The organism is Streptomyces sp. NPDC005423, assembly GCF_040606415.1.
Taxonomy (GTDB): domain Bacteria; phylum Actinomycetota; class Actinomycetes; order Streptomycetales; family Streptomycetaceae; genus Streptomyces.
This window is the reverse complement of record NZ_JBEXET010000004.1, coordinates 243562-256367: the sequence shown is the minus strand read 5'-3', so window position 1 is coordinate 256367 and position 12806 is coordinate 243562. Positions and strand designations below refer to the sequence as shown.

General features: G+C 71.1%; 11 protein-coding genes. 5 read left to right on the top strand and 6 right to left on the bottom strand.

Annotation, left to right across the window (positions count from 1 at the left end; genetic code table 11):
* Positions 1-76: 76 nt before the first annotated feature.
* The 6 genes from ABZT12_RS09010 to ABZT12_RS08985 all read right to left on the bottom strand — a co-directional run bounded on the left by ABZT12_RS09010 (position 77) and on the right by ABZT12_RS08985 (position 5594).
* A complete protein-coding gene (locus ABZT12_RS09010) occupies positions 77-382 on the bottom strand; it encodes an SCO5918 family protein (protein ID WP_356379709.1) in 306 nt (101 codons plus the stop codon).
* A gap of 377 nt (positions 383-759) precedes the next feature.
* The gene (locus ABZT12_RS09005; RefSeq protein ID WP_356379706.1) at positions 760-2334 is read right to left on the bottom strand and encodes a DEAD/DEAH box helicase; all 1575 of its coding nucleotides are present in this window, start codon (positions 2332-2334) and stop codon (positions 760-762) included.
* A gap of 211 nt (positions 2335-2545) precedes the next feature.
* Entirely contained in the window at positions 2546-2749 is a 204-nt protein-coding gene (locus tag ABZT12_RS09000) for a cold-shock protein (protein ID WP_356379703.1), read from the bottom strand.
* 326 nt (positions 2750-3075) lie between these two features.
* The gene (locus ABZT12_RS08995) at positions 3076-3423 is read right to left on the bottom strand and encodes a hypothetical protein (RefSeq protein WP_356379700.1); all 348 of its coding nucleotides are present in this window, start codon (positions 3421-3423) and stop codon (positions 3076-3078) included.
* Positions 3424-3882: 459 nt separating this feature from the next.
* Positions 3883-4467, bottom strand: a complete 585-nt coding sequence (locus ABZT12_RS08990; RefSeq protein WP_356379698.1) for an ester cyclase — start codon at positions 4465-4467, stop codon at positions 3883-3885.
* Between the two features lie 95 nt (positions 4468-4562).
* Complete coding sequence (locus ABZT12_RS08985) at positions 4563-5594, bottom strand: medium chain dehydrogenase/reductase family protein (protein WP_356379739.1); 1032 nt, start codon at positions 5592-5594, stop codon at positions 4563-4565.
* Positions 5595-5924: 330 nt separating this feature from the next.
* Between ABZT12_RS08985 and ABZT12_RS08980 the strand changes: the two genes are divergently transcribed.
* From ABZT12_RS08980 to katG, 5 genes are all read left to right on the top strand, one after another.
* Positions 5925-7982, top strand: a complete 2058-nt coding sequence (locus ABZT12_RS08980) for a GH92 family glycosyl hydrolase (protein WP_356379695.1) — start codon at positions 5925-5927, stop codon at positions 7980-7982.
* Positions 7983-8107: 125 nt separating this feature from the next.
* The gene (locus ABZT12_RS08975; protein ID WP_356379692.1) at positions 8108-8986 is read left to right on the top strand and encodes an RNA polymerase sigma factor SigF; all 879 of its coding nucleotides are present in this window, start codon (positions 8108-8110) and stop codon (positions 8984-8986) included.
* A gap of 212 nt (positions 8987-9198) precedes the next feature.
* Complete coding sequence (locus ABZT12_RS08970; RefSeq protein ID WP_356379689.1) at positions 9199-9774, top strand: hypothetical protein; 576 nt, start codon at positions 9199-9201, stop codon at positions 9772-9774.
* 194 nt (positions 9775-9968) lie between these two features.
* A complete protein-coding gene (locus ABZT12_RS08965; RefSeq protein ID WP_356379686.1) occupies positions 9969-10406 on the top strand; it encodes a Fur family transcriptional regulator in 438 nt (145 codons plus the stop codon).
* Positions 10407-10440: 34 nt separating this feature from the next.
* On the top strand, positions 10441-12660 hold the full coding sequence (gene katG / locus ABZT12_RS08960) for a catalase/peroxidase HPI (RefSeq protein WP_356379683.1): 2220 nt from the start codon (positions 10441-10443) through the stop codon (positions 12658-12660).
* The last annotated feature ends 146 nt before the right edge of the window (positions 12661-12806 follow it).

The following is a 12806-nucleotide window of genomic DNA, read 5'->3' as shown; positions in this document are numbered from 1 at the left end:
GGTTGTACGGATCCCGCTGGTTGACTTCGTAGAGCAGTCCCCACGGACCACTGGGCAGCATCGGTTCGGCGGGCGGTCACTCCTCCGGCGAGCCGAGCAGCGCCGACGCGTTCTGGAGCGGGGACAGCACCGGCGCGGGCGTGGCCTCGGGCAGGTCGTGGCAGGTGAAGCCGAGGCGGGTCATGGCCCGGACGACCTCGCCGCTGCTGAAGTCGCGCGGGTCCTGCCGGGTGATGATCCGCCCCACCTGCTTGACGGGGTAGCGGCGACGCCCGATCGTCACGGACTCACCGGTGATGAGCTCGGGCTTGATGCCCTTCATGGAGTCCAGTACGCCGCTCTTGGTGAAGTCGAACGGGTAGCGGGCGATGACACAGCGCATGATGCCTCACAGAGAATGGTTGAGCAGACCGAACGGGCGACCGGTGGCGGCCGGTTGGGCACGGGCCTGTCCGTCCGGGACGTCCCGCGGCCGGACCCGGTCCGGTTGCGCGGAGCCGTCCCGAAGGGCGACGAGCCGGGCGCGGGTGACCGCGCCCGAGCGGAGGTCGTCCCCGTCGCAGGAGAGTGGGGACTCGACACGGGCCACGGTCGGCACCGAGGGGGCGACCTCCGCGGTGGGTCGTCCGAGCCCCGGGGGCCGGACGCGTCCCTGTGATCCAGCACGCTCCCGAGAGCAGACACCACCCGGGTTCGCCGCGTCCACGCGGCGGTCAAGGGTGCCTCCGGCGTGCTGGACCGAGGACTTCGACGTGCTGCCTAGGCAGCCGAACCGAAGGACCGTCGCTGTCCCCTGCGGCGCGACGCCTCCCCGGTGGGCCGTCCCTGTCCGGCGGCGCCACCACGGCGACCGCGGGACGCGGAGGGCGCGCTGCGACGGGGCCGCTCGCGCTCCACCACCGGCGCGGTGATGACGACCGGGACACCGGAAGGCGCCTGGGCGCCCGTGATCCGGGTCAACTCCGCTTCGCCCGAACGTACTTGGGTGACCTGCGGGGTGACACCGGCGGCGACCATCAGCCGGCTCATGTCGCGACGCTGCTCCGGGGTGACCAGGGTCACGACACTGCCGGACTCGCCCGCACGGGCCGTACGGCCGCCGCGGTGCAGATAGTCCTTGGGGTCGGTCGGCGGGTCGACGTTGACGACCAGGTCGAGGTTGTCGACGTGGATGCCGCGGGCCGCGACGTTGGTCGCCACCAGGACCGTGACGTGCCCGTCCTTGAACTGGGCGAGCGTGCGCGTGCGTTGGGGCTGCGACTTGCCGCCGTGCAGACCGGCCGCGCGGACACCGTTGCTCAGCAGGTGCTTGGTCAGCCGGTCCACCGCGTGCTTGGTGTCCAGGAACATGATCACCCGGCCTTCGCGGGCGGCGATCTCGGTGGTCGTGCGCTGCTTGTCGGTTCCGTGCACCTGGAGCACGTGGTGCTCCATGGTGGTGACCGCGCCGGCCGACGGGTCGACCGAGTGGACGACCGGGTCGTGCAGGTAGCGGCGGACCAGCAGGTCCACGTTGCGGTCCAGGGTGGCGGAGAAGAGCATCCGCTGGCCCCCGTCGCGCACCTGGTCGAGCAGGGCGGTGACCTGGGGCATGAAGCCCATGTCGGCCATCTGGTCGGCCTCGTCGAGGACGGTGATGGCGACCCTGTCCAGTCGGCAGTCGCCGCGCTCGATGAGGTCCTTGAGGCGTCCCGGGGTGGCGACGACGATCTCGGCGCCGCCGCGCAGCGCCCCGGCCTGCCTGCCGATCGACATCCCGCCGACCACGGTCGCCAGTCGCAGACTGACGGCGCGGGCGTACGGGGTGAGCGCGTCGGTGACCTGCTGGGCCAGCTCACGGGTGGGAACGAGGACGAGGCCGAGCGGCTGCCTGGGCTCGGCGCGCTGGCCCGTCGTACGGGCCAGCAGGGCGAGGCCGAAGGCGAGGGTCTTGCCGGAACCGGTACGGCCGCGGCCGAGTACGTCACGGCCGGCCAGGGAGTTCGGCAGGGTCGCCGCCTGGATCGGGAACGGGACGGTCACGCCCTCGTGGCCGAGCGCGCCCAGCAGGCGCTCCGGCATGTCGAGTTCGGCGAACGCCTCGACGGCCGGCAGGGCGGGCGTGATGCTCTTCGGGAGCGCGAACTCGCCCTGCGGGGCGGCGGGCCTGCCGCCGTAGCTCTTGGTGCGGCGCGGGGCGGCGGAGCGGTTTCCGGCACTGCCACCGGAGCGGCCGGAGCCGGCGCTGCCGTAGCTCGAACTGCCGTAACCGGAATTGGCGGAGCCCGAATTACCGGCTCCGAAACCGCCGCTGCGCTTGCGGGCAAAGCGATCGTTCGTTCGTGCGCGATTCATGTGGAACCTTCCTTGATATGGCGCGTATCAAGGAATTCCCGCGGTGAGTGAACTGCGCAGAGAATCGCAAGAACGAGCCGATGTTCCCGGCTGATTGAGGCCGGGAGCGTTGAATATGGGGTCATGAATTCCCCGGAAATGTTCGGAAAAGCAGCGAGCTGGGGCCCGCACCCCAAGGTGCGGGCCCCAGCTGCGACGTTCAGCGCGTGCGTCAGGCGGGAACGATGTTCTCGGCGGTCGGGCCCTTCTGGCCCTGCGCGATGTCAAAGTTCACCTTCTGGCCTTCCTGCAGCTCGCGGAAACCCTGGGCGGCGATGTTCGAGTAGTGGGCGAAGACGTCGGGGCCGCCGCCGTCCTGCTCGATGAAGCCGAAGCCCTTTTCCGAGTTGAACCACTTCACGGTGCCAGCAGCCATTTTAATATCTCCTTCGGGGCGGTCACCGGAGTCCGCACTTTACGGGCTCCGTGTCGCCGTGATGATCACCCCGCCGGAAAACTGACCGGACACACAAAAAAATGCTCCACCGGACTATGAACCGGTGCGGGCATCTGAAGCTTTTGGCAACCACTACTGCAACTGAGATCAACAGTAGCATGGCGCGACCGGCAGTGCACGACCCATAAAGCCGCTCCAGCTGCCGACAAAGGAATTCTCATCGCGCATCGCGCCGAATTCTCATCCCGTCGGCGTAGATATCCAGTCGGGGCGGAAGAGGGGCGGTGACGGGGGCCGCGGAGGGTCTAGGCGCGCAGCAGCCGCTGGGTCAGCTCCCGGTACTGCCGCAGCGCGAGCCGGAGGTCGACGGACTGGGTCTCCGGGTCCTGGTCCTCCCAGCTCGCGCGGAGCTCCCGCCGGTGCTCCGCGAGCGCCTGGGCCAGTTGCGCGGTCGCCTCGTCGTAGGCGGCCTCCGCCTCCTCCAGCGCCTCACGCGGGGTGTCCGCGAAGTGGTTCATGGCCTGGCCGAGCTGGTGGGCGATCTTCTCCCGCTCGTCCGGCGGCATGAGCGGCTCCGGGCCCGTGACGCGGCGTTCGGGGCGGCCCGGAGGCTGGCTCGCGGGTTGCTGAGCCCGATTCTGGTCGTACATCATCAAATGTCGCTCTCCAGTGAGTCGTCGCCGTGCCGTCAGTCAACGTCCGGCGCCCGCCCGTGTCAACGCGTGGCGCGGTCGACGCGGCGGCCTCGAACCGCACCGCGCGGAAGCGCGGTGCGGGTGCCGAGGTCTCTTCGTACCGGTGCTCGGAACGGCACGGTCCCGCCACTTCACCACATCGGGTGCTTCGCCGGGGCGAGGACCGCCCGCTGCCCCCACTCCGTCCGGTCGTCGCCGAGTCAACGCGTGGCGCGGCACCGCTCACGAATGGGCTATGCTCGATCTTGAGCCGGTCACCGGAACTCCCGGTCCCTGGTCGCGCGTTGGTGGTCCAAGGAAAGACGTCCCGCTTCCTGCGGGAAAATGCAGGTGCAAGGCCTGCCCAGCGCTCGTAGGTGAACCCCATCCCGTTTCCACGGGGTGGGGTTCACGCGTTGTGAGCCGGGATCCGGCGGATCAGATCACCTTGAGCTGCGTGAGAAGCGACAGCATGTCGCTGTTCAGCCAGTACTCCACGACCTTGCCGTCCCGTATCCGCAGGGTGTCCGTCCCTGTGAAGGTGATTACCGTCCCGGGCGCGGCCTCGGCCCCCGGGAAGCCGCCCGCGTAGGTGCCGGTGCACGTCCAGCGCACGGACGCGTAGGGGCCGTTGATGACGGGGCGTACCTGGAGGGCGAAGCGCAGGTCCGGGAAGGCGGCGCGGGTCTGGGCGATCCAGGCGGCCAGGCCGTCGGGCCCCTTGACGGAGCTGCCGTCGCCGCCGCCGAGCAGGGCGGCGTGCACCCGGAGGTCGGGGGAGATGATGCGCGGCGCCTGTTGGTAGTCGCCGTTCCAGAGCCGTAGCCAGGCGCCGGTCAGGGCCTTCGCCGTCAACTGGCCGCCGCTGTCGCGGTGTTGGGTGTTCGCTGTCTGCCGGGTCGGGTGGGCGGGGGCGGCGTCCGCGGTGGCGGTGGTGACGGTGCAGGCCAGCACGGCGATCGCGGCGGGGATGAGCAGGCGGACCGGCAGGCGGGGCGTCGCGGTGGTGCGGGCGGTGGTCATGGCGGGTCCTCGCGTCTCGGTGGGTCGGGGACGTGGCGCTGGCGGGATGCCGGTGGGGAGGGAGAGCGGGTGTCCGGGGGCGGTGGAGCGGGGCGCTAGGGGTTGAGGACGATCTTTCCGGCGACCGTGCCCGACTCGGCCAGCCGCAACGCGTCGGCGGCTCGGGAGAGCGGCAGTCGGGCGGCGATCTGCGCGGTCACCTCGCCCCGCTGGAGGGCGCCGAAGACGTCGGTGAGGTCGGCGCGCAGCCGGGCGCGGAACCGGTTCCTGGTCAGTGCGCGGCCGGCCCACACGTTGAAGAAGCAGGCGCGGCGGCGGTTGGGCAGCGTGTTCCACAGCCACACCCGGGCCAGGATCTTGAGGATCGGCCACTGTTTGGAACCCTCGTCGTCCCGGGTCGAGGCGCTGCCGTAGGCGACGAGCGTGCCGCCGGGGGCGAGAAGGTGCCAGGAGTCGACGACGCTCTCGACGCCTACGTGGTCGAAGACGGCGTCCACTCCGCCGGGGGCGAGTTCGCGGACCCGGGCGGCGACGTCACCGGCGCGGTAGTCGACGGGGAGGACCCCCCGCTCCCGCAGGGCGTCGTGGTGGCGGGCGGACGCCGTGCCGATCACGTTCACGCCGGCGGCCCGGGCGAGCTGGACCAGGACCGAGCCGACGCCCCCGTTGGCGCCGTGCACCAGGATCGTCTGTCCGGCGCGGACGCGGGCCTTGCGGTGCAGCATCTGCCAGGCGGTGATGCCGTTGACGACCAGGGTCTCCGCCTCCGCGGCGCCGACCCCGTCCGGCACCGGCACCACATCCGCCGCGTCGACCAGCACGTGAGTCGCCCAGCCGCCGACCTTGACCAGCGCGGCCACCCGCAGGCCGGCCAGGCCCGGTGCGACCCGCTCGCCGGTCGAGACGACCGTGCCGACCAGGTCGTAGCCGGGGACGAAGGGGAACGGCGGCTGGTCGTAGTAGCGGCCCCGTCGCATCTGCTGTTCGGCGAAGGAGACGCCGGTCGCCTCCATCCGGATGAGTACCTGGCCGGGGCCTGCCTCGGGGACGGCTCCGTGGCGGATCTCCAGCCCCTCGGGCTCGACCTTGCCCGGCAGGACGACCTCGACGAGTCCTTCGGCGTTCATGACGACCTCCACGGCGTGCGCGTCCGGCATCCCGGTTGCGTTAGAAGCTTTCGTGTTCGTTATAAGTTGTAACGCGTCGCGGTCGGAGACGTCAAGCGATTCCGTAAGAGGGTGTAACGAAAGTTTGGAACCGTAGTCGGCGCGTGCGGGGAACAGCCGGTGCGGCGGGGGCGGCCACGGGGATTCCGCCCGCGCCTCTTCGGTCATCCGACCGGTGGGTTCGTCCTGGGCCGCCGGTGTGGCGGCGCCGGAAGCGGGCGCCCGGCTGGGGAGACTCGCGTCCCGGTGTCGCGTGAGGCGGCGCCCTCCCCGGCCCTCTGGAGCAACGCCGTGCGACTTCCCTTCCTGCGAGCCCCGCTGGCGGCCGCGATGCTCGTCGCGACGGGGGCGGGCGCCGCCCCGGCCCGCGCGGACGGGACGGCCCGGACCGTCCAGGACCCGGCGCACTACGTCAACCCGTTCGTCGGCACCTCCGCCGGCGGCCCGGACTTCGGACACGGCGGCGGCGCGGGCAACACCTTCCCCGGAGCCGCCGCGCCCCTCGGCGGGGTGCAGTGGAGCCCCGACACGATGACGTACCAACACGGCGGATACACGTACGGCGACAACCGCATCCGGGGATTCAGCCTCACCCACATCTCCGGAGCGGGCTGCGCCGACTACGGAAACGTGCCCTTCATGCCCACCCTGGGCACCGCCCAGCCGACGTACGCCACCTTCTCGCACGCCAACGAGCGGGCGGCACCCGGCAGTTACGGCGTCACCTTCGACAACGGCATCGGCACCGAACTGGCCGCCACCCAGCGCTCCGGCATCGCCCGCATCACCTACCCGGCACACGACGACCGGGCCGCCTCGCTGAGCGTCGACGCGGGCCGGGCGTTCAACGCGGCCACCGGGACGGTCGACATCGGCACCCGCACCCTCTCCGGCCACACCGACGGCGGCGGCTTCTGCAAGTCCGGCAACCGCTACCGGCTCTACTTCCACGCCACCTTCGACCAGGACTTCGCCCGGACCGCCCACCCCGACGGGAAGGCGGGCGCGGCCCTCGTCTCCTTCGCCCCCGGAGTGCGCACGGTCACCGTCCGGGTCGGGGTCTCCTTCGTCAGCGTCGAGGGCGCCCGCCGGAACGCCGTGGCCGAGCAGGGCACCCAGTCGTACGACGCGGTCCGGCAGGCCGCGCGCGCCCGCTGGAACGCCTGGCTCGGACGGATCGACGTCAGCGGCGGCACCGAAACCCGGCGCCGCGTCCTCTACACCGCCCTCTACCACTCCCTGCTGCACCCCAGCGTCTTCAGCGACACCGACGGCCGCTACACCGGCATGGACGGCGCCGTCCACCGCACCCGCCCCGGCCATGTTCAGTACGCGGACTTCTCCGGCTGGGACGTCTACCGCTGCCAGGTCCAGCTGCTCGCGCTGCTCGCCCCCCGCGAAGCCTCCGACATCGCGCAGTCCGTCCTCGACCAAGGGCTCCAAGCGGGCTACTTCGACCGCTGGACCCTCGCCGACGGCGGCACCAAGGTCATGGTCGGCGACCCGCTGCCCGCGATCGCCTCAGCCGTGCACGCCTTCGGCGCCACCGACTTCGACGCCAAGGCCCTGCTGCGCGCCGCCCTGGCGGGCCGCCGGGACGACCGCCAGCGCCCCGGCCACCAGCAGTACGACACCCTCGGCTACGTCCCCGCCGGCACCAAGGGCGTATGGGGCCCGGCCTCCACCACCCTCGAATACGCCGTCTCCGACTACGCGCTGGCCCAGCTCGCCCGCCGCCTCGGCGACACCGCCTCCTACCAGCAGCTGCTGCGCGCCTCGGGGAACTGGCGCAACCTCTTCAACCCCGCGACCGGCTACCTCCAGCCCCGCGCCGCCGACGGCACCTGGCCGGCCTTCACCCCCGCCCAGACCACGGAGTACGTCGAGGGCAACGCGGCCCAGTACACCTGGATGGTCCCGCACGACCTGCCCGGCCTCTTCACCGCGATGGGCGGCAGCGCCGCTGTCACCGCCCGCCTCGACTCCTTCTTCACCCGCCTCAACGCCGGCGGCAAGGAGCCCTACGCCTACCTGGGCAACGAACCCTCCTTCGGCACCCCTTGGGCCTACGCCTCGCTCGGCCGCCCCGACCTCGCGCAGAGCACCGTCAGGCGCGCCCTGGACACGCTGTTCAGCGACCGGCCGGACGGGCTCGTCGGCAACGACGATCTCGGCGCCATGTCCTCCTGGGCGGTGTGGGCGAACCTCGGTCTCTACCCGGGGACCCCCGGCAGCGCCCGGCTGGTACGGGTCGAACCCGTCTTCCCCAGCGCCGTCATCCACCGCGGCAACGGCACCTCCCTCACCGTCAGCACCTCGGGCACCTCGGGCCTGCTCCCGTCCGGCTGAACCCCCTGGCTCCCACCCGTTCGACAGCCTCGGAAGATTTTTTAGAATTAGGGGGAGTGAGAGGCGTGAACGCGGGCAGACGGGCCTCTGTCATCAGTTTCGTAGGGACGATTGGGGTGGGCGATATGGCAGCCGTGACGGCAGTGGAGGCAGCGGCCACGGCAGGGCAGCGGGTGGCGGCGGAGGAGCCTCTTCCGCTGATCGTGGAGCCGTCGAAGGTGAGCCCGAAGAACGCGCGGGAGCTGTCGCGCCAGTTCTTCGACCGGCTGGCCTCGCTCGACGAGGGCACGCACGAGTACCAGTACGTCCGGAACACCCTGATCGAGATGAACCTCTCCCTCGTGCGCTACGCGGCGGCCCGTTTCCGCAGCCGTAGCAACAGCGAGATGGAGGACATCATCCAGGTCGGGACGATCGGGCTCATCAAGGCGATCGACCGGTTCGAGCTGACCCGCGAGGTCGAGTTCACCTCCTTCGCCGTTCCCTACATCGTCGGTGAGATCAAGCGGTTCTTCCGCGACACCAGCTGGGCCGTGCACGTGCCCCGGCGTCTGCAGGAAGCCCGCGTCGAACTCGCCAAGGCCACCGAGGAGTTGCGCTCCCGGATCGGGCGCACCCCCACCACGCGCGAGCTGTCCGAGCTGATGTGCCTCTCCGAGGAGGAGGTCATCGAGGCCCGCAAGGCCTCCAACGGCTACACCTCCACCTCGCTGGACGCGGCGCTCACCTCGGACGACGGCGGCGACAGCGAGACCGTGCTGGCCGATTTCATCGGCGAGGACGACCGGGCGCTGGAGCTGGTCGAGGACTTCAACTCGCTCGCCCCCCTGCTCGCCGAACTCGACGACCGCGAGCGCATGATCATCCACATGCGCTATGTCGAGGAGCGCACCCAGGCCCAGATCGGCGAGGAGCTCGGCATCTCCCAGATGCACGTCTCCCGGCTGATCAGCCGTCTGCTGAAGCGCCTGCGGGCCGGTCTGCTGGACCCGTCGGTCGCCTGATCCACCGCTTCCCCGCGTTCCACCCCTTTTTCACTTCTCCACTTCGGTCCCGCCGTTCCGCCCACCGGTCGCACACCGGGGGCGGCCGGCGGGATTCGGCGTTTCCGGGGGTCTGCGGCGGCACCGTGCGCCTCCCTTGCGCTCTTGCCCGGCGCGCCCCGCCGGACGAGGATCGGGGCGTGCGCTCGACCGGCGGAGGGCGAGGGGGAGTCGTGGTGTGGCGCAGCGAGGAGTTCGGGGAGTCCCATGAGGGCAGCGTGGGCGCGGTGCTCGCCGACGGCAGCGAACCCAAGCCCGTCCGTCCGGACGCCGACGACGGCACCGCCGCTCCGGAGACCCGTGAGTGGTGGGCGTACGACGGCCTGACGCGGCGCCCGAAGGCGGTTGCCTGCCGGGCCGCGTGTGCCTGCGGCTGGCGCGGTGAGAGCCGTCCCGTCGACTGGGAGCGGGTGGCCGACGGACACCTGGACGGCCCGGACGCCGCCCTCGCCCACGACGACTGGTGGGAGCACATCCGCGCCGTCGAGCGCCGGACGGTGCCGCTCCCGGACGACCTGGCCGATCTGCTGGTCCGGCTGGAGGAACAGCTGACCGTGTTCGCCGAGCGGGCGCCGGTCGCCGCACTGAAGGCGGTGGCCGTGCTGGAGCGGCTGACCGGTCATGTCGGCAGGGACGCCGCGCTCGCCGCGCAGGCCGACGACCTGTCCTGGGAGACGATCGGCAGGGCCCTCGGCATCAGCCCCGACCGGGCCCGCTCCCGGCTGACCCGCTATCTGCTGCCCGGCTGACCTGGTCTTCTCCCCGCAGGATCGGGTCGCCCCCGCGCCTCCGCCGACTCCGGCGGGGGCGCTTTCGTCGTGCCGTCCCGGCGCTCCGCGGCCGGCTCCCGGAGGCAGGTTCGCAGGGCGCGGACGGCGGTTCATCAAACTTGAACGGTGCGTTTTCTTGAATCATTCGTGTTTATGCCTGTAGGTTGAGCCGCATGACCGCTTCCCCGCCACCGACCACCGCCGAGGAGCTGCGCGGTGCCGGCCTGCGGGTGACGGCAGCCCGCGTCGCGCTCCTGGAGACCGTCCGGGGCGGTGACCACCTCGGAGTCGAGGCGATCGCCACCGGGGTCCGGGATCGCGTAGGCCACATCTCGCTGCAAGCCGTCTACGACGCGCTGCACGCGCTCACCGCGGCCGGACTCGTCCGCCGCATCGAACCGGCCGGGAGCCCGGCCCGCTTCGAGGGCCGGGTGGGCGACAACCACCACCACGTCATGTGCCGCACGTGCGGTGTCGTCGCCGACGTCGACTGCGCGGTCGGCGACGCCCCCTGTCTGACGGCTTCGGAGAGCCACGGCTTCTCGATCGACGAGGCCGAGGTCATCTACTGGGGCCTGTGCCCCGCCTGCACCACCGCTCTCAGTGCCTGAGCAATTGCGATCACCCCTGTTCGGAAGGACTTTTATGACCGAGAACCACGATGCGATCGTCACGGACGCCAAGGCCGAGGAGACCGGAGGCGGCTGCCCCGTCGCCCACGGACGGGCCGCGCACCCGACGCAGGGCGGCGGAAACCGCCAGTGGTGGCCGGACCGCCTCAACGTGAAGATCCTCGCCAAGAACCCGGCGGTCGCGAACCCGCTGGGCGAGGGCTTCGACTATGCCGAGGCGTTCAAGAACGTCGACCTCGCCGCCGTCAAGCAGGACATCGCCGAGGTGCTGACCACCTCGCAGGACTGGTGGCCGGCCGACTTCGACAACTACGGTCCGCTCATGGTCCGGATGGCCTGGCACAGCGCCGGCACCTACCGCATCAGCGACGGCCGTGGCGGCGCCGGTGCCGGTCAGCAGCGCTTCGCGCCGCTCAACAGCTGGCCGGACAACGTCAACCTCGACAAGGCCCGCCGGCTGCTGTGGCCCGTGAAGAAGAAGTACGGCCAGAGCATCTCCTGGGCCGACCTGCTGATCCTCACCGGCAACGTGGCCCTGGAGCAGATGGGCTTCGAGACCTTCGGCTTCGGCGGCGGTCGCGAGGACGTGTGGGAGCCCGAGGAGGACGTGTACTGGGGTCCCGAGACCACGTGGCTCGACGACCAGCGCTACACCGGCGACCGCGAGCTGGAGAGCCCGCTCGGCGCCGTCCAGATGGGCCTCATCTACGTCAACCCCGAGGGCCCCAACGGCAACCCGGACCCGCTCGCCGCGGCCCGCGACATCCGTGAGACCTTCCGTCGCATGGCGATGAACGACGAGGAGACGGTCGCCCTGATCGCGGGCGGTCACACCTTCGGCAAGACCCACGGCGCGGGCCCCGCGGACAACGTCGGCGACGACCCCGAGGCCGCCTCGATCGAGTCGCAGGGCCTCGGCTGGAAGAACACCTTCGGCACCGGCAAGGGCGGCGACACGATCACCTCCGGCCTGGAGGTCACCTGGACCAGCACGCCCACCCAGTGGGGCAACGGGTTCTTCGATAACCTCTTCCGCTACGAGTGGGAGCTGACCCAGAGCCCCGCCGGCGCCAACCAGTGGGTGGCGAAGGACGCCGAGGCGACCATCCCCGACGCGCACGACCCGTCGAAGAAGCACCTGCCCACGATGCTCACCACGGACCTCGCGCTGCGCGTCGACCCGATCTACGAGCCGATCTCCCGCCGCTTCCACGAGAACCCCGCGGAGTTCGCCGACGCCTTCGCCCGCGCCTGGTTCAAGCTCACCCACCGCGACATGGGCCCGAAGTCCCTCTACCTCGGCCCCGAGGTCCCGGCGGAGACCCTGCTGTGGCAGGACCCGCTGCCGCAGGCCGAGGGCGAGCCCCTTGGCGGCGAGGACGTCACCGCGCTCAAGGCGAAGATCCTCGCCTCGGACCTGACCGTCTCCCAACTGGTCTCCGCCGCCTGGGCGTCGGCCTCCACCTTCCGTGCCAGCGACAAGCGCGGCGGTGCCAACGGCGCCCGCGTGCGTCTTGAGCCGCAGCGCGGCTGGGAGGCCAACGACCCCGACCAGCTCGCGCAGGTGCTGCGTGTCCTGGAAGGCATCCAGGCGGAGTTCAACTCCGGCGCCAAGAAGGTCTCTCTGGCCGACCTGATCGTCCTCGGTGGCAGCGCCGCCGTGGAGAAGGCCGCCAAGGACGCCGGTCACGACATCGTGGTGCCCTTCACCCCGGGCCGTGTCGACGCCACGGACGAGCACACCGACGCGGAGTCCTTCGCCGCGCTGGAGCCCACCGCCGACGGTTTCCGCAACTACCTCGGCAAGGGCAACCGCCTGCCGGCCGAGTACCTGCTGCTCGACCGCGCCAACCTGCTCACCCTGAGCGCCCCCGAGCTGACCGTCCTCGTCGGCGGCCTGCGCGTCCTGGGCGCCACCCACCAGCAGTCCGCGCTCGGTGTCCTCACCGACAACCCCGGCACGCTGACCAACGACTTCTACGTCAACCTGCTCGACCTGGGCACGACGTGGACGCCGACCGCCGGCGACGCCAGCACCTTCGAGGCCCGTGACGACGCCACGGGCGCGGTCAAGTGGACCGGCACCCGCGCCGACCTCGTCTTCGCCTCCAACTCGGAGCTGCGCGCCGTCGCCGAGGTGTACGCGAGCGACGACGCGAAGGAGAAGTTCGTCAAGGACTTCGTCGCCGCGTGGGACAAGGTCATGAACCTGGACCGGTTCGACCTGGTCTAGTACCGCCGTACGACCCCGACGTCCAGGTCGGCCCGCCAGGGCCGGCCTGGACGTTCTGGTTCGCGGCAACGCGACACAACGCGACAACCAGGACAGCTCGGCACACGCCGGCGAAGCCCCGGCCGCCGGTCTCGACGTACCGCCGG